Source organism: Methylobacterium sp. FW306-05-D (assembly GCF_058782155.1).
In genome coordinates, this window is sequence record NZ_JBYSXL010000011.1 from 63,871 (window position 1) to 82,416 (window position 18,546).

17 protein-coding genes are annotated in these 18,546 nt (G+C 72.6%); 8 read left to right on the top strand and 9 right to left on the bottom strand.

Going from position 1 to position 18,546, the window contains the following annotated elements; translation table 11 throughout:
* The 4 genes from AC3WLN_RS06635 to AC3WLN_RS06650 form a co-directional block, all read right to left on the bottom strand.
* Positions 1-189: a hypothetical protein gene (locus AC3WLN_RS06635; RefSeq protein ID WP_492480261.1), complete on the bottom strand. Its 189-nt coding sequence runs from the start codon at positions 187-189 to the stop codon at positions 1-3.
* Between the two features lie 167 nt (positions 190-356).
* Positions 357-1,835, bottom strand: a complete 1,479-nt coding sequence (locus AC3WLN_RS06640; RefSeq protein ID WP_492480262.1) for a protein adenylyltransferase SelO — start codon at positions 1,833-1,835, stop codon at positions 357-359.
* Positions 1,836-1,949: 114 nt separating this feature from the next.
* Positions 1,950-2,348, bottom strand: a complete 399-nt coding sequence (locus AC3WLN_RS06645) for a hypothetical protein (protein ID WP_492480263.1) — start codon at positions 2,346-2,348, stop codon at positions 1,950-1,952.
* A gap of 77 nt (positions 2,349-2,425) precedes the next feature.
* Complete coding sequence (locus tag AC3WLN_RS06650) at positions 2,426-3,499, bottom strand: phosphatase PAP2 family protein (protein WP_492480264.1); 1,074 nt, start codon at positions 3,497-3,499, stop codon at positions 2,426-2,428.
* A gap of 110 nt (positions 3,500-3,609) precedes the next feature.
* Here AC3WLN_RS06650 and AC3WLN_RS06655 point away from each other — a divergent pair, with 110 nt between their 5' ends.
* A complete protein-coding gene (locus AC3WLN_RS06655) occupies positions 3,610-4,191 on the top strand; it encodes a 3'-5' exonuclease (protein ID WP_492480265.1) in 582 nt (193 codons plus the stop codon).
* Positions 4,192-4,587: 396 nt separating this feature from the next.
* Complete coding sequence (locus AC3WLN_RS06660; RefSeq protein ID WP_492480266.1) at positions 4,588-6,750, top strand: molybdopterin-containing oxidoreductase family protein; 2,163 nt, start codon at positions 4,588-4,590, stop codon at positions 6,748-6,750.
* A gap of 294 nt (positions 6,751-7,044) precedes the next feature.
* Here AC3WLN_RS06660 and AC3WLN_RS06665 read toward each other — a convergent pair whose 3' ends face one another.
* The 3 genes from AC3WLN_RS06665 to AC3WLN_RS06675 are packed head-to-tail and all read right to left on the bottom strand — an operon-like array spanning position 7,045 to position 11,589.
* Positions 7,045-9,513 carry a branched-chain amino acid ABC transporter ATP-binding protein/permease gene (locus AC3WLN_RS06665; protein WP_492480267.1) on the bottom strand — a complete coding sequence of 823 codons (2,469 nt, stop codon included), beginning with the start codon at positions 9,511-9,513 and terminating at the stop codon, positions 7,045-7,047.
* A 5-nt stretch (positions 9,514-9,518) separates the two neighbouring features.
* Positions 9,519-10,388: a branched-chain amino acid ABC transporter permease gene (locus AC3WLN_RS06670; protein WP_492480268.1), complete on the bottom strand. Its 870-nt coding sequence runs from the start codon at positions 10,386-10,388 to the stop codon at positions 9,519-9,521.
* A 13-nt stretch (positions 10,389-10,401) separates the two neighbouring features.
* On the bottom strand, positions 10,402-11,589 hold the full coding sequence (locus AC3WLN_RS06675; protein ID WP_492480269.1) for an ABC transporter substrate-binding protein: 1,188 nt from the start codon (positions 11,587-11,589) through the stop codon (positions 10,402-10,404).
* Between the two features lie 192 nt (positions 11,590-11,781).
* On the opposite strand from AC3WLN_RS06675, the gene AC3WLN_RS06680 reads away from it, so the two are divergent.
* Positions 11,782-12,195 (top strand): nuclear transport factor 2 family protein, encoded by a 414-nt coding sequence (locus AC3WLN_RS06680; protein ID WP_492480270.1) that lies wholly within the window; start codon positions 11,782-11,784, stop codon positions 12,193-12,195.
* A 7-nt stretch (positions 12,196-12,202) separates the two neighbouring features.
* On the opposite strand, the gene AC3WLN_RS06685 is transcribed toward AC3WLN_RS06680, so the two are convergent.
* The gene (locus AC3WLN_RS06685) at positions 12,203-12,928 is read right to left on the bottom strand and encodes a GntR family transcriptional regulator (protein ID WP_492480271.1); all 726 of its coding nucleotides are present in this window, start codon (positions 12,926-12,928) and stop codon (positions 12,203-12,205) included.
* Positions 12,929-13,376: 448 nt separating this feature from the next.
* Here AC3WLN_RS06685 and AC3WLN_RS06690 point away from each other — a divergent pair, with 448 nt between their 5' ends.
* The 5 genes from AC3WLN_RS06690 to AC3WLN_RS06710 all read left to right on the top strand — a co-directional run bounded on the left by AC3WLN_RS06690 (position 13,377) and on the right by AC3WLN_RS06710 (position 18,230).
* The gene (locus AC3WLN_RS06690; RefSeq protein ID WP_492480272.1) at positions 13,377-14,894 is read left to right on the top strand and encodes an FAD-binding oxidoreductase; all 1,518 of its coding nucleotides are present in this window, start codon (positions 13,377-13,379) and stop codon (positions 14,892-14,894) included.
* Positions 14,891-15,820 (top strand): hypothetical protein, encoded by a 930-nt coding sequence (locus tag AC3WLN_RS06695; RefSeq protein ID WP_492480273.1) that lies wholly within the window; start codon positions 14,891-14,893, stop codon positions 15,818-15,820. Before AC3WLN_RS06690 ends, AC3WLN_RS06695 begins: the two co-directional genes overlap by 4 nt.
* An 8-nt stretch (positions 15,821-15,828) precedes the next feature.
* Positions 15,829-17,295 (top strand): diguanylate cyclase, encoded by a 1,467-nt coding sequence (locus tag AC3WLN_RS06700; protein WP_492480274.1) that lies wholly within the window; start codon positions 15,829-15,831, stop codon positions 17,293-17,295.
* Between the two features lie 135 nt (positions 17,296-17,430).
* The gene (locus AC3WLN_RS06705; RefSeq protein WP_492480275.1) at positions 17,431-17,784 is read left to right on the top strand and encodes a hypothetical protein; all 354 of its coding nucleotides are present in this window, start codon (positions 17,431-17,433) and stop codon (positions 17,782-17,784) included.
* Positions 17,785-17,870: 86 nt separating this feature from the next.
* A complete protein-coding gene (locus AC3WLN_RS06710) occupies positions 17,871-18,230 on the top strand; it encodes a hypothetical protein (RefSeq protein ID WP_492480276.1) in 360 nt (119 codons plus the stop codon).
* Between the two features lie 18 nt (positions 18,231-18,248).
* Here the strand turns inward: AC3WLN_RS06710 and AC3WLN_RS06715 are convergent.
* On the bottom strand, positions 18,249-18,546 hold a 298-nt coding region (locus AC3WLN_RS06715; RefSeq protein WP_492480277.1), incomplete at its 5' end, for an NAD-binding protein.

An 18,546-nucleotide genomic window follows, 5' to 3' on the forward strand; every position in this document is an offset into this window, starting at 1 on the left:
TCAGCCCGAGAACGAGCCGAAGCCCTCGAACCCGACGCGCTGGCTCGCGGCCTCGTCGGCCTGGGGCGGCTCGAGGTGCGTAGGATCGATCTCGGGGGCCGGGGCCTCCGGCCGGCTGGTCCGGGGCGGCGGGACGTCGTCCGGGACGGAGGGCCAGATCGGACGGTCGGGCTTCAGGGTCTGGTTCATCGGGACACCCCTGGCATGCGCTGACACTGGTCAGTGAAATACAGTATACCAGAAATGCCGAAAGCCAAGCCGCGTTCCCCTGTGGCTTGGGGAGAACCGATCCGGCTCGGCCCTCGGCCCTATCGCCCCGCCCGGTCTTCGCGTGGCCCGTGCGGAGCCGGTTCGGATCAGGTCCCGCAGAAGGTCTGCAGCACCCGCTCGTGCGGCTGGGGCGGCTCGGCATAGGCCGCGAAGGCGGGCTGGTCGTCGTAGGGCCGGGCCAGAACCGTCACGAGTTCGTGGAACGGCGCGAAGTCGTCGCGGGCGATCGCCGCCTGGATCACCGCCTCGACCCGGTGATTGCGCGGGATGAAGGCCGGGTTGACCCGGTCCATCGCCGCCCGGCGCGCGGCCGGGTCCAGCGGCTCGGCGGCGAGCCGCGCCCGCCAGCGGGTCGCCCAGGCGTCGTATACGGTGGAGTCGTCGAACAGGTCGCGCACCGGTCCGTCGTTCTCCGGGCCCAGGGCGGCCTGCCCGAGGCGCCGGAAGGTCAGGGTGAAGTCGGCGCCTCCGGCCTGCATCGCCTCCAGCAGGGCGCGGCCGAGTTCGCCGTCCGCGTCCTGGTCCGTGGTGAGGCCGAGCTTGGCCCGGAGGCCGCCGTAATAGGCCGCCTCGAACCGGGGCCCGAAGGCGGCGAGGCCATCCTGCGCCACGGCGATGCCCGCCTCGGGCTCGTGGGCCAGCAGGGGCAGCAGCGCCTCGGCGAACCGCGTCAGGTTCCAGTGCAGGATGCCCGGCTGGTTGCCGTAGGCGTAGCGGCCGTGCTCGTCGATGGCGCTGAACACGGCCGAGGGGTCGTAGGCGTCGAGGAAGGCGCAGGGGCCGAAATCGATGGTCTCGCCGGAGACCGCGCAGTTGTCGGTGTTCATCACCCCGTGGATGAAGCCCACGAGGAGCCAGCGGGCGACGAGGTCGGCCTGGCGCTCGACCACCCGGGTCAGCAGGGCGGCGTAGGGGTTCGGGGCCTCCGCCAGGTCGGGGTCGTGCCGGCCGATGACGTGGTCGGCCAGCGCCCGCACGCCGTCCACGTCGCCCCGCATGGCGAAGTACTGGAAGGTGCCGACGCGGATATGGCTGGCGGCGACCCGGGTCAGGACCCCGCCGGGCAGAACCGTCTCGCGCATCACCGAATCCCCGGTGAGCACCGCCGCCAGGGCCCGGGTGCTGGGGATACCGAGCGCCGTCATGGCCTCGCTGACCACGTATTCGCGCAGGACCGGCCCGAGGGCGGCACGGCCGTCGCCCCGCCGGGAGAACGGCGTCGGGCCCGACCCCTTCAGCTGGATGTCGCGGCGCAGGCCGTCGCGCCCGACGACCTCGCCGAGCAGGATCGCCCGCCCGTCCCCGAGCTGCGGCACCCGGTTGCCGAACTGGTGGCCGGCATAGGCCATGGCCAGGGGCTCGGCGCCCTCCGGCACCCGGTTGCCCGCCAGCACGGCGACGCCCTCCGGGCTCTCGAGCCAGGCGGCGTCGATCCCGAGTTCGGCGGCGAGGTCCCGGTTGACCCGGATCAGCCGCGGCGCCGCCACGGGCGTGGGATCGACCGACGCGAAGAAGTGCTCCGGCAGGCGGGCATAGGTGTTGGCGAAGGGGATGGCGGCTGTCATCGAGGGCTTGGGTCCCGTATGCGGCGCGGCGGCCGGCTCTGGTCACGAGGTGGGGCGCCGCGCCCCACAAGGCAAATCATGCCGGTCCTGATGTCCAGCCCTCCGGCGGGACTCTCAGCGGTCGGCGTGCCGTCCCCGGGCCGTGTGGTGGCGGGCGGCGCGGTGGCGCCGACGCGGCGGGGCCTCGACCGCGTCGTCCGGCGCGAAGCGGGCGCCGCGCAGGCCGTATCGCTGTCCCGGCCCGATCCCCTGCACGGCGTCGTAGGGGCCGCGCCCCGTGCGCGCCCGGTAGGCGGCTCCGGCGAAATCGCCCGGGGTCGGCGGCGTGCCCGGCTGCGAGAAGCTGGTCTCGGGGCGATAGGCCGGACCCCAGCCGATCTCGTCGTCGCCGGCCGGGTCCTTGCCGGGAAAACCGGTGACGTAGCCGGTGCTCTGGGCGGCGGCCGGCAGCGGCAGGGCGCAGACCCCGGCACAGGCCAGGGCCGCCGCGAATCCGAGGCTGGGACGGCGCATGTCGATCCTCTCCGGGATGGGGCCACTCGGGCTGGGGCTACTCGGGGACGGGGGCGCACGGACCGTGTCCCGCGCCCTCATCCCGGATAACGCGACCCGCACGGGGCAGGTTCGGGCCTGCGGCCCGATGGCCGGGCGCGGCGCCCCCGCAGGATCGCGCGTCCGCCGATGACCGCGACCGAGAGCACGAAGCCGGCGAGGAGGTCGGGCAGGTAATGCCCGCCGGCCCCGAGGGTCGCCACGACGACGACGGCGTTGAGGGCGATCGCCAGGGGGCCGAGGATCGGGATCGGCGCCAGCGCCCAGGCGGTCAGCACCGCGAGGCAGACGTGGAAGGAGGGAAAGGTCACGAGACCGCGGATGTCCTCCAGGGCCAGAATCGGCAGGGTGCCGGCGCGCAGGTGCTCCAGGGCGTCGAGGTGCCAGAGGGCGCCCAGGGTCTCGATCGACCCGTCCGGCACGGTGACGAGGCCGTACCGCACGAAGGGGCCGGCGGCCGGCACCAGGGCGGCGACGAGCACGACCGTGAGGAGCAGCACCGCGAACATCCGCACATAGGCCCAGAGCCGGCCGACCCGGAGGGTGGCGCTGAGCGCGATCACCGTGAGCCCGACCTGCGGACCGCTGGTGTGGTAGGCGAGGGCCAGCCACCAGGCGAGGCGCGGATGCGCCTGCAGGGCGGCGAGATAGGCCGGCCAGTCGAAGCCGAGGGCGGCCTCGGCCCGCGCCAGCCGCGCATCGGCCAGCGGCAGGGCCCAGGTCGCGGTGAGGTAGTGCAGCACCGCGAGCGGCACGGTCACGGCGATCAGGCTGGCGCTCGCCAGCGCCATGGCCCGCAGCTTGGGCTCGGACAGGATCGGCCCGAACAGGACCGCGAGGGCGAGGAGCGCCGCCACGAGGCCCGCCGCCAGGCCGAAGCCGGCGGGCGCCAGGGCGATCCCGGCCCGGCGCAGCCACACCGCGTCGAGGAGGGCCACCGCCAGGGCGAGGCCCCAGAGCGCCGGATGCGGCGCGGCCAGGGCGGCCGAGATCCGGCCGATCGGGAGGACGGGTCTCGCGGGGGGGAAGCGCGTGAGCGGGGTGGGGGCGGAGTCGGCGAGCCAGCGGCGCGTCCCGCGCGCGGGCATCGAGATCGGTGTTGCGTCGCTCACCCGGGGTCCTTCGCGATTCGTCGAAGCCGGAACTCGGCTTTGCGCCGGTTTGTTGCCCGACGTCGCTTCTTTTCCCATCCCGAGCCGGTTTCCGCCCCGAGGGTCCCGCCTTGAGCCGCATCGCCTTCCTGGATTTCGAGGCGTCCTCCCTCGCCAGGACCAGCTACCCGATCGAGGTCGCGTGGGTGTTTCCCGAGGGCGGTTCGGAAAGCTTCCTGATCCGCCCGGCCCCGGGCTGGACCGACTGGGCGCCCGAGGCCGAGGCGGTGCACGGGCTCGCCCGGGAGCGCCTGGTGCGGGAGGGAATCGCCCACGACTGGGTGGCCCTGCACATGCTCACGGCCCTGCGCGACGTGGCGCTCTACGCCTCGGCGCCCTCCTGGGACGGCCAATGGCTGAGCCGGCTCCTGCGCGCGGCCGGCCTGCCGCGCCACGCCCTCCGGCTGAAGGCCACGGCGGAGGCGCAGCGCCGCGCGATCCTCGACGTCCTGGCGGCGGGCGGCCTCGCCCCGACCACGCGCGACGCCCTGGCGGGCAAGCTCATGGCCTCTTTGCGCCAGGACGCGCGGGACGATCCGGCCTCGGAGCACCGCGCCCTGTCGGATGCGCGCCGCGAATGCCGGCGCTGGGCGCGCGCCCGCACCCGCGCCGAGGCGCTGCTCCGCGAGGAGGTCGCCCGCGGGGTGGGGTGAGCGGTCTGACGGCGGCTGGGCCGAGCCCTTGGCGTTCGCGGGTGCGCTCTGCTCGGGCCGAGGGCGCTTCCTGCGTCGCCCGGCCGCCGTCCGAAGATCAATCCGAAAGGCTGACAGGCGTCGGTCCGCTGTCGACACCCGCCGGTCGCAGGCCCCGGCTCCACTCGGGCCGGCGAGGGATCGCGGCGGCCGAGGTCTACCGCGCCGTCGTGGTCCCGAACGCCGGCTGGCGCAACGCAGGCGCCGCAAGACATCGGCTGGCGCTCCGAACGCAGGCCGGTGCGACCCTCGACCCGAGATCGGAATTTGGAATTGTTCGCACTTACGTGCATCCTGCCGGTGCGCCGGGCCGGCCCGCTAGAACAATAAAGCGAGACGCTCGGCCGTGGAGGAAACATGAACGAGATCGTCAAGCCCGACTCCCTGCTGGTCGCCGAGGCCGAGAGCCTGACCGAGACCTTCTTCGGCGGCTGCCCGCACGATTGCCCGGATACCTGCTCGATGCTGTTCGAGGTCAAGGACGGCGAACTGCTCGGCGTCCGCGGCAACCCGGACCACCCGATGACCCGGGGCGGCCTCTGCGTGAAGCTCAAGGACTACGAGAAGCGCCACTACCACCCCGACCGGCTGCTCTACCCGATGAAGCGGGTCGGGCCGAAGGGCTCGAAGCAGTTCGAGCGCATCACCTGGGACGAAGCCCTCGACACCATCGTGTCGCGCTGGAAGGCGATCATCGACCAGTACGGGCCGCAGGCCATCGCGCCCTACAGCTACCTCGGCAACCAGGGCCTGGTGCACGGGCTGAACGGCGGCGACGCCTTCTTCAACCGCCTGGGCGCCACCGTGACCGAGCGCACCTTCTGCGGCGAGGGCTCGTGCACCGCCTGGCTCCTCACCGTCGGCCCGACGGCGGGCCTCGACCCGGACAGCTACATCCACTCCAAGTACATCGTGATCTGGGCCTGCAACTCGGTCAGCACCAACCTGCACCACTGGGCCATCGTCAAGGACGCCCAGAAGAAGGGTGCCAAGGTCGTCGTCATCGACGCCTATGCCTCGCGCACCGCCAAGGCCGCCGACTGGCACATCGCGCCGAAGCCCGGCACGGACGGCGCGCTCGCCATGGCGCTGATCAACTCGATCATCGAACAGGGCCTCGTCGACCAGGACTACGTCGACAACTACACGGTCGGCTTCGAGGAACTGAAGGAGCGGGCTGCTCCGCGTACCCCGGAATGGGCCGCCGGGATCACCGGCGTTTCCGCCGACGACATCCGCAAGCTCGCCCGCGAGATGGCGACCGAGCAGCCGGTCGGCATCCGCATGGGCGTGGCTTTGGAGCGGCACTACGGCGGCGGCCAGACCATCCGGGCGGTGTCGTCCATTCCGGCCCTGACGGGCGCCTGGCGCCATGTCGGCGGCGGCGTCACGCAATTCGGCGTCTGGGAACATCCCTACAAGTTCGACGTGATGTGCCGGCCCGACCTGATCCCGGAAGGGACCCGCGTCATCAGCAACCTGCAGATCGGGCGGGCGCTGACCGGCGAGCTGAAGCTCGATCCGCCGATCCTATCGATGATGTGCTGGAACTCGAACCCCGTCACCCAGGCGCCCGAGACCGACAAGATCGTCGAGGGGCTGATGCGCGAGGACCTGTTCATGGTCTCGGCCGAGCACTTCATCTCGGATACCGCCTCCTATGCCGACATCGTGCTCCCGGCGACGATGGGCGCGGAGATGGAGGACATGATCCTGTCCTGGGGCCACCTCTACCTGACCTACAACACCAAGTGCGCGGACGCCCCCGGTGAGGCGATCCCGAACAACGAGATCTTCCGCCGGCTCGCGGCCCGGCTCGGGTTCGAGGAAGAGAACTTCAAGTGGACCGACACGGAGTGCCTGGAGCACTACGTCGATTGGGACGCCCCGGCCTGCGAGGGCATCGACCTCCCGTACCTGCGCGAGCACGGCTTCGCGCGCCTCAAGGTCGGCACGCCCGACGACCGCGCCCCACACCGGGAGGGCAACTTCCCGACGCCGACCGGCAAGTGCATGTTCATGGTCGAAGGGGCCACGAACTTCGTCGCGCCGCCGTTCCGGCAGATGTACGAGGGCTTCCAGCCCGGCGAGGCGCTCGACCCGCTGCCCGACTACCTCGGCCCGCGCGAGTCCCACACCAACGACCCCGAGCTGGCCAAGCGCTTCCCGCTCAACATCGTCTCGCCGAAGAGCCACTACTTCCTGAACTCCTGCTACGCGAACATGGAGGACAAGCAGAAGGGCCAGGGCGAGCAGTTCGTGATGATCAGCCAGCACGACGCCGATGCGCGCGGCATCCGGGATGGTGACCGGGTCCAGGTCGCCAACGACCGCGGCGCCTTCAAGGGCGTGGCGCGCATCACCGAGGACGTCAAAGCCGGGATCGTGGTCGCGACGCTGGGCTACTGGCGCCAGCTCAACGAAGGCACCGTCAACAGCATCTCGTCGGGGGCCTTCACCGATATGGGCCACGCCCCGTCGTTCTCGGACAATCTCGTCGAAGTCGCCCGGGCGAACTGACCGCGCCGCCGATCGACGGAGCGACCCATCCGATCGACCTCACAGGCGCCCTGTCGGGCGCCTGTTTTTCGGCAGGACGCGAACAGCGCGCTTCGACGCCGAGCGGAACACGAGACAACCGAGGCCGATCAGCCTGACGGCAAGCGGAGGTTCGCAGCGTCCGCACACGGTCGAAGGCCGCCCCGCCTCGGTTGGAACGGACTGGAATCCGGCCCGACGGCCCGCCTCCGGGGTCAGCGCAGACCGGCGCGCGAAAACGGCGTCGGCGATGCGCCGATGCAGCCCGGCCCCCCGTCAGGCGGCGCCCAGATAGGCGGCTTCCAGGCCGGCATCGGCGCTGAGTTCGGCGGCGGTGCCGGCGGTGACGACGCGGCCCTGCTCCAGCACGTAGCCGCGATCGGCCACCGTCAGGGCCAGGGCCGCCATCTGGTCGACGATCAGGATGGTGACGCCCTGGTCGCGCAGGTCCGCCACCACGGCGTAGAGGGCGTTGATCATCGCCGGCGCCAGGCCGAGGGAGGGCTCGTCGAGGAGGAGGATGCGGGGCTGCGCCATCATCCCGCGGGCGATGGCCAGCATCTGCTGCTCGCCCCCCGAGAGCAGGCCCGCCCGGCTCGTGGCCCGGTCGCGCAGGCGGGGGAAGCGGGTGAGCAGCACCTCGATCTCGGCCGGGTCGATGGGCGCCTTGCGGCCATGCGCCCCGAGGCGGATGTTCTCGATCACGGTCAGCTCGGGAAAGACCTGCCGGCCCTCCGGCACCAGGGCGAGGCCGAGGCGGGCGATGGTGTGGGCGGGCAGCTGCGCGATGCTGCGGTCCTCCAGGACGATGCGGCCGTCCACGGGGCGCAGCAGGCCGGCGAGGGCCCGCAGGGTCGTCGACTTGCCGGCGCCGTTAGCGCCCAGCAGCGCCACGGTCTCGCCGGGGCGAACCTCGAGGGCGACGCGGTCGAGGACCGGGGCGGCGCCGTAGCCGGCGGTGAGGCCCAGGGTGGAGAGCACCGCGTCGGCCGGCGGCGTCCAGGGGGCGGCACGGGGCCGCGCGGGCGTGTCGGCCCCGCCGAGATAGGCGCGGATCACCGCCGGGTCGCGGCGGATCGCGGCCGGATTCCCGTGGGCGATCGGGCGGCCGGCATCCATGACCAGGATGGCGTCGGAGACGCCCATCACCAGGGGCATGTCGTGCTCCACCAGCACCACGGCGATGCCCTGCCCGGCGATCCGGCGCAGGAGGCCGCCGAGCGCGTCGGTGTCGGCCCGGGTCAGGCCGGCGGCGGGTTCGTCGAGGAGGAGGATGCGCGGCCGGCCGGCCAGCGCCCGGGCGATCTCCACCAAGCGGCGGTCCACATGGGGCAGCTCCGCGGCCGGCCGGTCGAGGTCGCCGGCATAGCCGACGAAGTCCAAGAGGGACGCGGCGGCGGCGCGGTCGCCCTTGCCGGAGGGGTGCCGGAGGCGGCCGGGCTCGAAGGCCAGGGCGACGTTGTCGAGGACGCTCAGCGAACCGAACAGGCGCGTGGTCTGGTAGGTGCGGGCGATGCCGGCCCGGGCGATGGCGTGGGCCGGGGCCCCGGCGAGGTCGCGGCCGCCGAGCCGGATCGCGCCGGCCTGCGGCCGGTAGAAGCCCGAGACCATGTTGAGCACGGTGGTCTTGCCGGCGCCGTTGGGGCCGATCAGGCTCGTCACCGCCCCGGCCGCCGCCGTCACCGAGACGCCCTCGGCCGCGCGGATGCCGCCGAAGCGGATGCCGATGCCCTCCACCACCAGAGGGTCGCCGCCGCGCTGCCCGATGAGCCGGCCGAAATCGATCGCGGCCGGACGGGCGCCGGTCCGCGGCCGCGGCAGCAGCCGGGCGGCGCTGCCGACGATCCCCGCGGGCACCAGCCAGAGCACCACCAGGGTGGCGAGGCCGAAGAACAGCAGCCGGTACTCGGCGAGCCCGGCCAGCGTCTCGGGCAGCAGCACGGTGACGAGGGCGCCGAGGAGCGGCCCGAGCACGGTGCCGGCGCCGCCGACCACCACGGAGAGCACGAACAGGATCGACTGCGAGAACGGAAACGAGCTCGGGGCGATGAACAGCATCAGGGGCGGCAGCACCGCTCCGGCGAGGCCCGTCAGCGCCGCCGAGATCGCGAAGGCCAGCGTCTTCACCCGCACCGGGTCGAATCCGAGGGAGGCGGCCGCCACGTCGGCGTCGCGCACCGCCCGCATCGCCCGGCCGAGACGGCTGCGGGCGAGGCGGTGGAAGCCGTAGAGGCTCAAGCCCGCGCCGAGGACGGCGAGGAAGGCCAATTCGCGCTCGGCGAAGGGGAAGCCGAACAGGCTCGGCCCGGCGGTGACCACGAGGCCGTTCTGGCCGCCGGTGAGGGACCCGCCCTCGATCAGGGCGTGCTCGACGATGAAGCCGAACGCGATGGTGACCATCGCGAGATAGGGGCCCTTCACCCGCATGGCCGGCACCGCGAGCCCGGCCCCGACCAGGCCCGAGAGCAGGCCGGCCGCCGGCAGGGCGAGCCAGAAGTTCAGGCCGGCCCCGGTGAGGATCGCGCTCGCATAGGCGCCGATGGCGTAGAAGCCCGCATGCCCGAAGGAGATCAGCCCGGTCAGGCCGAGGAGGACGTTGAGCCCGGTCCCGGCGACGGTGGTGAGGGCCACGAGGGCGATCACGAAGTGGCTGTAGCCCCCCGTCAGCCCCACCAGGGCGAGGCCCGCCAGGGTCAGGGCCAGGATCGTCAGCGGCATCGCCGCCGGGGCGCGCAGGGCGTGCATCGGGCTCAGACCTTGTTGATCGCCGCGCGGCCGAGGAGCCCGTCGGGGCGCAGGGCCAGGGCCAGGATGATCACCGAGAAGACCACGAGCTGGGTGTAGGTGGAGCCGAGGGTCGCGGTGACCCCGGCCTCGACGAGGCCGTAGAGCAGGCCCGCCAGCACCACGCCGGTGGCCGAGCCGATGCCGCCCAGGATCGCCACCGCGAAGGCCTTGATCCCGAACAGCGCCCCCATCTCGGCCGAGACCGAGAACAGCGGCGCGATGAGGAGGCCGGCGGCCCCGGCCAGCAGCGCCGAGAGCGCGAAGGCGCAGGCCACCGTGCGCCGGACGTCGATGCCCATCAGCCGCGCGGCGTCGGCGTTCTGCGCCACCGCCAGCAGCACCCGGCCGAGATCGGTGCGGCGGAACAGTGTCTGGATCGCCGCCGCCACCGAGAGCCCCACCACCGGGATCAGGAGCTGGAGCGGGTAGAGGCCGGTGCCGAGGATCTCCACCGGCGTCACCGCGAGCGCCGAGGGCAGGCTGCGGGGCTCCTTGCCGAAGGTGAACAGCATCGCGTTGTCGAGGACGATGCCGCCCGCCACGGTGGCGAGCAGCCAGGCCTCCGAGCCCTTCTCGACGAAGGGCCGCACCAGGAGGCGCTCGACCGTGAGGCCGAGGAGGGCGCAGCCGAGCAGCGGCCCGAGGATCGCCGCCGGCATCGGCCAGCCCAGCGTGACCGCCAGGGTGTAGCCCAGCACCGCCCCGAGGGTGACGGCGCTCCCTTGCGCGAAGTTCACGGTGCCGGAGACCGCGTAGGTGATGTGGAAGCCGAGCGCCACGAGCCCGTACATGCTGCCGAGGCCGAGGCCGGTGATGAGGGTTCCCGTGAGCATCGGCGCGGCGCCCTCAGTTCGTGACGGCGACGATCTCGCCGTTCTGGAAGCGGGTGAAGACGTAGTCCTGGGGCCCGAGGGCGTCGTGCCGGCCCGGCGCGAAGGGCGTGTCGTAGGTCTTGATCAGGCCCGGATAGGTCGCGACCTTGTAGAAGCCGTCGCGCACCTCCGGTCCCTTGGTCGAGCCGGCGGCCTTGATCGCCAGGGCGAGCAGGTGGGTGGCGTCGTAGGCGTTGGCGATGCCCACGGCCGGGGTGACGTCGGCCATCGACTTGATCGCCGGGTACTTCGCCTTGAGCGCGTCGAGGACGGCCAGGGCCTTGGGGCTGGTGTTGCCCGCGAAGGTGAAGGTCTGGATGAAGTGGACCTTGGCCGCGCTCGGCCCGGCGAGCTCGTCGAAGCGTCCGCCGGCCGGGCCCCAGTGCGAGACCACCGGCACGCTCCAGCCCATCCGGTCGAGGGATTTGACCACCTGGGCCGAGGGCCCGACATTGCCGACGAGGAACAGGGTGTCGGCGCCGGCCTCCCGCAGGCGGGTGAGCTGGGGCACCATGTCGAGGTCGGCGGCCTCGTACTTCTCGATGCCGGCGGCGGGCAGGCCGGCGGCCTTCAGCGCCGCCGTCAGGCCCTGCTGGTTCGACTCGCCCCAGGCGTTGTTGACCAGGATCATCCCGGGCTTCTTCGCCCCGTGCGTCTTCACCGCGTAGGCGACCAGGGCCTCGTCCACCAGGGCGTCCACGGCCGAGACCCGGAAGGCGTAGTTGTCGGCGGCCCCGTTGCGGGTGATGCCGGTGCCGGCGGCCCAGGGGCCGAGGAAGGGCACCTTCATCTGGTTGGCGATGGGCACCAGCGCCATCGAGACCGGCGTGTCGAGGCCGCCCACCAGCGCCACCACGCCGACCCGCTGGATCAGCTCGCGGGCGGCGAGCACGCCCTTCGACGGATTGGCCTCGTCGTCCCGCGCCACCAGCTCCAGGGGCCGGCCGAGCACGCCGCCGCCGGCGTTGATCTCGTCGATGGCGAGCCCGATGCCGCGGGAGATCGCCTCCCCGGACTTGGCCGACTGCCCGCTCAGCGCCGTGACGAGGCCGATCCGGATCGGTTCCTCGGCCCGGGCCGCGCCGGCGAGCGGCAGCGCGAGGGCAAGGCAGGCGCCCAGGGCGAGGCGGCGGGTCAGGGGCGGCATCGGACGGCTGCGCATGGGGGTGTCTCCGGCGGGTGCTTCGCGCTCCGGTCCGCAACCCCCGTGCCAGTGCCTTCGGCCTTGAACTTGCTGCGGAAATTTTGCGACGCCCCGGTTCACTGCCTCCGGAAGCGCCAAAGTGCATACACTTGTTGCATGCACTTTGGCGGCATTTGCGGCAGGGAGGGGCGTGCCCCCGGAGACCCCGCCATGACCGCGCATTCGACCGACACCACCGCCCGCGACGCCGCCAACGTCACCGCCTATCTCGAAGCCTCGATGGTGCCCGACCCCGAGCGGGCGGCGACCTACATGGCGCCGGGCATCACCATCGTGTTCACGGGCGGGCGCACCTTCGGCCATCCCCGGGAGGTCACGGCCTTCAACGCCGGACGCTACGCCTGGGTGAAGAAGCGCATGGAGCGTCTCGACGTGGTGCCGGGCGAGGGCGTCACCACGGTCTACAGCCTCGGCACGCTCTACGGCGCATGGCCGGACGGGACGCCCTTCGAGGGCAACCGCTACGTCGACCGGTTCACGGTGCGCGACGGCCTGATCGTGACCATGGAGGTCTGGAACGACAGCGCCGAGCGCATCCTCAGCCGGCACGGCCTGAACACCTGAGCGACCGTCAGCCGCCCACGGGCTCGACATAGGGCGCGAGCAGGCGTCCGAGGTCGCGCTCCCGGGGCGGGGTCGCGACGATCCGGGCCCGCTCGGCCACCGCGTCGAGGTGGTGGTCCATCAGCGCCATGGCCCGCTCGGGGTCGCCCGCGACCAGGGCGGCGACCAGGGCGCGGTGCTCGCTCACGCCGCACTCGGCGGAATGCGGCCGGCTGTAGAGCGAGAGCACCAGGGCGCAGCGATAGCCGAGCTCGGCCACGTAGCGCTCCAGCACCGGGCTGCCGGTCATCTGCGCGAGCAGCAGGTGGAACTCGGTGGCGAGGCGGATCGAGGCCCCGTCCGCGCCGCCCTGGGCCGCCTCCTCCCGGCCGATATGGGCCTCGAGCGCCGCCTGCTGGTCGGGCGTGAGCCGGCCGGCGAGGCGAGCGACCACGAGGCGCTCCAGGCTGATGCGCACGTCGAAGGTGTCCCGCGCCTCCGCCCAGCTCGGAGTCGCCACCACGGCGATGCGGTTGCGCCGCAATTCCACCAGCCCCTCCCCGGCCAGCTGCCCGAGGGCCTGGCGGGCGATGGTGCGGCTGACGCCGAAGCGCTCGCCCAGCGCATCTTCGGGCAGGCGGTCGCCGGGCATGATCGCCCGCTCGACGATGGCCCGGCGCAGGGAGCGGCAGATCGAGCCCACCCGGTCCCGGCTCTCCGCCCGCGTCTCGTCGTCCGGCAGTTTTCCCCGCATGGCGTCCCGATCCATCCCGTCCGTTCCGACGGTTCGGAAGCAGGAGCGGGACCAGACGGGGTCCTGTGCCGGCGAGCGGGTTTCCGCAAGCGTGGGCGCGCGCCCACGGAACCCGCTCGACCCCGCCGGCGCCGGGCCGCGCCACCGGATGCGGCGGCGATCCGTGCAGATTCCGGCAGCCGATGGCCTCCGCCGCCAGGCCTGTCGCCGGCCGCTTTACTGGATCAGCGGCTCCCGTCGTCGCCCGAATACACAGGCCGACAGCAAACCCCGTGCAACAATCGCCAAGATGACGATTTCATCTCTACAATCCCGCAGGAGTGAATGAGATTGTTCTAGACTGTGCAATTGTAGACCGACGGAGTATCGGGGATTTATTGCTTCGGTTAACCCAGCGTTGAACTTTCCGGTGGCACAGTGGTCCGCATTCGGGTCCGGATTGCCGATCATGCCGCAAGGTCTCCATCGCCGACGTTTTCTGAAGGTCGGTGCCGCCGCCGCCGCCATGCCGGTTGGCGCGATCCCCTCGGCCACAACGGCCCGGGACGTGCGCGGCCTCGACGCCCTCGGCCGGGATCTGCGCGGGCGCCTGCTGCGCCCCGGGGACAGCGGCTACGCCTATGCCGCCTGGCCCAACAACGCGCGCTGGGCGGAGGTTCGTCCCTCCGCGATCGCGATGTGTGCGAGCCCCGCGGACGTGCAGGCCTGCATCGCCTGGGCGCGCCAGGAGGACCGGCCCTTCGCCGTGCGCTCCGGCGGCCACAGCTACGCCGGCTTCTCGACCACCGAGGGCCTGCTCATCGACGTCAAGCCGATGAACCGGGTCGCGGTGGACCTGGAGGCCGGCCTCGTCACCGTCGCGGGCGGCGCGAGCAACCAGGACATGGCCGACGCGCTTCGGGGCACCGGCCACGCCGTGCCGTCGGGGCGATGCCCGACGGTGGGAACGAGCGGCCTCGTCCTCGGCGGAGGCTGGGGCTTCTCGGCGACCCATTTCGGCCTGACCTGCGACAGCCTCCGCGCCACCGAGGTGGTGACGGCGGACGGCCTGCTGCGCCGGGCCAGCGAGGTCCGCGGCGAGAACAGCGACCTGTTCTGGGCGGCGCGCGGCGGCGGCGGCGGCAATTTCGGGGTGCACACGGATTTCACCTTCGCCCTCGACCCGGTCGGCCACGTCACGACCTTCAACATCGCCTGGCCGGCCGAGCGCCAGGTCGAGGTGATGCTGGCGTTGCAGCGCATCCAGCGCGACAACGCCACCATGCTCTCGACACGCAGCAAGATCGCGCCCGCGCACCCCGGCGTTCCGGACCGGCGCGACCTGCGGGCGCAGACGCTCGGGATCTACTGGGGCACGCCGGAGGACCTGCGTCAGGTCATGGCGCCGGCCTTCTCGATCCTGAAGCCGGACCTCGCCCAGATCAATCACCTCGATTACTGGAGCGCGCGCGACTACCTGGCGACCGACGATCCGACCGGGCTCTACGACATGCGTTCGAGCTACGTGCGGGACGGCCTCACCGGCGAGGCCCTGGAGACCATGCTCGCCTGGATGACGCGCTGGCCGGGAGGCTCGGTGCGCCAGGACAATCTCGGCATCCTGTTCGCGGTGGGCGGCCGGGTGAAGGACAAGCGTCCGACCGACACCGCCTACGTTCACCGCGAGGCCGATTTCATCTTCGAGATGGAAACCTCGTGGGCGCCGATCGACCCGCCGGACGTGGTGGCGCGCCAGCAGGCCTGGCTGGCCGAATACTTCGCGGCGATGCAGACCTTCGTCACGCCCCGCTCCTACGTGAACTTCCCAAGCCGCGACCTTCCGAACTGGGCGCGGGCCTATTACGGCGAGAACCTCGAACGCCTCCAGGCGATCAAGCGGCAGGTGGACCCGGGCAACGCCTTCCGCTTCCCGCAAAGCATTCCGCCGGCTTCGGCCACGGCCCGGGCGGAATCCGCGCTCCGATGATCCGGTCCTTCCGGTTCCCCCGCATCGTCCTGGGCCTCGCGGCGCTCGCGGGATGCCTCCTAACGCCGGGCCCCGTCCCGCGCACCCGCGCGGGCGAGGCGGCCGCGCCCGCCAGGGAAACGGCTACGCCCGCCAAGGAAGCGGCCGCGCCCACCAAGCAGGTGACCTGGACGCTCTATACCGCCGCCCCCTACATGATCACCGACGGCCCGCAAGCCGATGGCGGGGTCGCGGATCGGGTCCGGCACATCCTGACGCAGCGCCTCGGCGACTACCGGCATCACACCATCAACGCGCCCTTCCCCCGCGTGGTCAGCGCCATGAAGCAGGGTGCGGACTGGTGCTTCGTCGGCGGCGTGCGGACGCCGGAGCGCGACGGGTTCGCGTATTTCTCGCGTCCCACCGGCATGTTCTATCCCCTGCGCATCATGGTCCGGGAGGAGCAGCGCGCCCGCTTCGAGGCCCTCGCCCCCCTCTCCCTGCGCAGCCTGCTCGCGGACCATCCGGAGCTGCGCACCAGCCTGCTGCGCAGCCGCTCCCTGGGCCCGGCGATCGACCCGGTCCTGCGCAGCGCGGGGGCGCCGCAGCTGCATTCCGAGTTCGACGAGGCCTTCCGCATGTTCCAGAACGGCCGGCTCGACTACCTCGTCGAGTACGCCGACATCGCCGCCTACTACGCCGCGGCCCTGGGCGAGCCGAAGCCCTGGGTCGGGCTGCCCATGACCGAGGACCCGGAGCCGGTGTTCAGCCGGGTGATGTGCTCGCGCACGCCCTGGGGCCGGGAGATCATCGACCGGATCGACGCGATCCTCCTGGAGGTGCGGACGAGGCCGGATTACCGGCGGATCATCGAGGCGTGGTCCGCGCCGGAGGACCTGCCCAGGCTCCGGGCCGTCTACGACGCGTCCTTCCTGTCGAGCGAGTAGCACCCCGGATGTCGAGACCGCTCCTCCGCTCGCGGACGCCCAAGCCCGCAGGCGCCAAGCCCACAGACGCCACGTCCACAGGCGCCAAGCCCGCAGGCCCTGAGACCGCCGCCGGAGCCGAGGCGCCCGTCCCCAGCCGCGCCCTCGCGACCCGGCTGATGCGGGTCATCTTCGGCTGCTACATCGTGGTGGCGGTGGCCCTCACGGGCGTCCAGATGGCGATCGAGTACCGCCGCGCCAGCGATCGCCTGCAGGAGGACCTGTCCGCCATGGAGCGGACCTTCAGTCCCGGGATCGAGGACGCGCTGTGGCGCTTCAACGCCGCGGTGCTCACCGGCATCCTGACCGGCATGACGGAGCTGCCCGCCGTGCTCGGCGTCGAGGTGCGCGACGAGAGCGGCCGGCGCGTCCAGGCCCTCGGAACCGTGATCGGGCCGGACGGCAGCGCCGTGCGGGTGGCGCGCGACGGCACCGAGACCCCGGTCGACCCCGGCTACGGCCGGCCCATCAGCCGCACCTTCGCCCTGGTCCACACCGAGCGCGACGGCCAGCGCTATCCGACCGGCGCGTGGACGCTCCACTCGAACGACGCCATCGCCATCGACCAGGTCACGAACACCCTGATCGTGATCCTGATCAACTCGGCGCTGAAGTCGCTGGTGCTCGGGCTGATCTTCTTCCTGGTGATCCGCCGCATGGTCGGCCGGCCCCTGGCGCAGATCAGCCGCTTCCTGGGGCATCTCGACGCCGACACCCTAGGCGCGCGGCCCCTGATGCTGACGGCGGGGGGACGCCACGAACTGCATGCCCTGGCGAATACCCTCAACACGATGGTCCGGCGCCTGCGCCGCGCCTTCGAGGAGAATGCCCGGCTGATGCAGGACCTGCGCGAGATGAACGCCTCGCTGCAGGTCCGCGTCGCCGAGCGCACGCGGGACCTCGAGCGCCTGGCCAACACCGATCTGCTCACCGGCCTCGACAACCGGCGCCGGCTCGACGCTGCCCTCGAGGCCGCGGCGGAGGCGGCAAAGGCGCAGGGCGCCCCGCTCTGCGTGATCCTGGCCGACGTGGACCACTTCAAGGCGATCAACGACCGCCACGGCCACAAGGTCGGCGACCGGGTGCTCGTCGCCCTCGCGGCGGTCCTGGCGGAGGGCGTGCGCCCCGCCGACACCGTCGGCCGCTGGGGCGGCGAGGAATTCCTGATCGTCTGCCCGGGGACCGGCCTCGACGGCGCCCTCGCCCTCGCCGAGCGCCTGCGCCAGCGCTTGGCGGCGACGCCCCTGCCCGTCGCCGGCGCGCGCACCTGCTCCTTCGGGGTCGCGGAGTTCCGGCCCGGCGAGACCAGCGACAGCCTGGTGACCCGGGCCGATGCCGCGCTCTACCGCAGCAAGCACAATGGCCGGAACCAGGTCACGGCGCAGACGACCGACCGTATGGTCGGGACGGGCCTCATGACCCGCGGCGCCGCCTGACCGCGCCGGCGCGAGCCGCCGCTGCCCCTCGCCGCGCGGTCTCCGGCCGAGGCGATTCCGTCACGCCGGCCGTCCCCCGATCCTTGGATCCCGTGATCCCTCCCATCCCGTGATCCCCTGCCCCGGAGATCCGCGATGTCCGAGACAAGCAAGCCGTCCGACGCTCCCGCCCGCCCGAACCTGCGCGACTTCGACCCCTACACCGATCGCAACGGCCAAGACCTGGGCCAGGATCTGGGCCAGGATCCGGGCCAGGACGAGGCCCGGGACGTCGGATTGCCGGACCGCCTGCAGCACGCGCTGCGATCGGACCCGGGCGGGGAGGCGGAAGCGGCCCGGATCGCCTCCGACGTCCCGCGCCGGGATGCCGTCTCGGGCGGATCGATCGCCAGCGTCGAGGCGGTCGGGGCGGCGACCCCGCCCGAGACCCTGCGCCACATCTCGGACCCGAGCCCGAAGCCGAAGGGCGACGCCCCCGACCGGTCCTGAGCCTGCATCGCTGGGCGGCGGCGAACGGGCGAGGCCAATTGCGCGTTGCCCCCTCGACCGATACGCGCCCCGACACGGAGCCCCCGATGACCTTGCGATCCGAAACGCCGCCCGCCCCGGGCAACCTCGCGGTCGAGACGCCGCCCGATTCCGAGCGGCCCACCACCGCCATGCTGAAGGCGGACATCGACAGCGGCCGGACCGGCGACAAGATCGCCCATTACGATCCCGGCCTGTCGCAGCTCGGCACCGACGACGAGGCGGCGGGCAACGCGCCCTCGCACGAGCGCATCGCCCTCGCCCGCAGGACCGAGGCGGCGCCGCCGAAGGCGCGGACGGCCGCCACGCCCGAGAACGGCAGCGGCTGGATCATGCCGCTGTTCATCGGCGTCGCCGCCCTGGTCCCGGTGGTGGTCGGCGTGTCGCTGTTCGTCTTCGCCCGCTGAGGCGGCGGGCGCCTCGGGTCAGGCCGTCCGGCCGCGCCGGCGGGCCACTTCCGCCAGGGCGGCGAGATCCTTGTCGGCATCGCCGTGGCCGATCGCCTCGATGAGGTTGTCGCGCAGCACGCTGGCGAAGGGCATCGGCACGCCGGCCGCCCCGGCCGCGGCGAGGGCCAGACCGACGTCCTTGGCGCCGAGCTTGAGGTTGAAGCCCGGCGGCTCGTAGCGCCGGGCGGCGATGAGGCCGCCGTAGTTCTTGTAGACCGGCGAGGCGAACAGGGTGCTGGTCAGGAGGTCGAGGAGATCGGCCCCCGCCACCCCG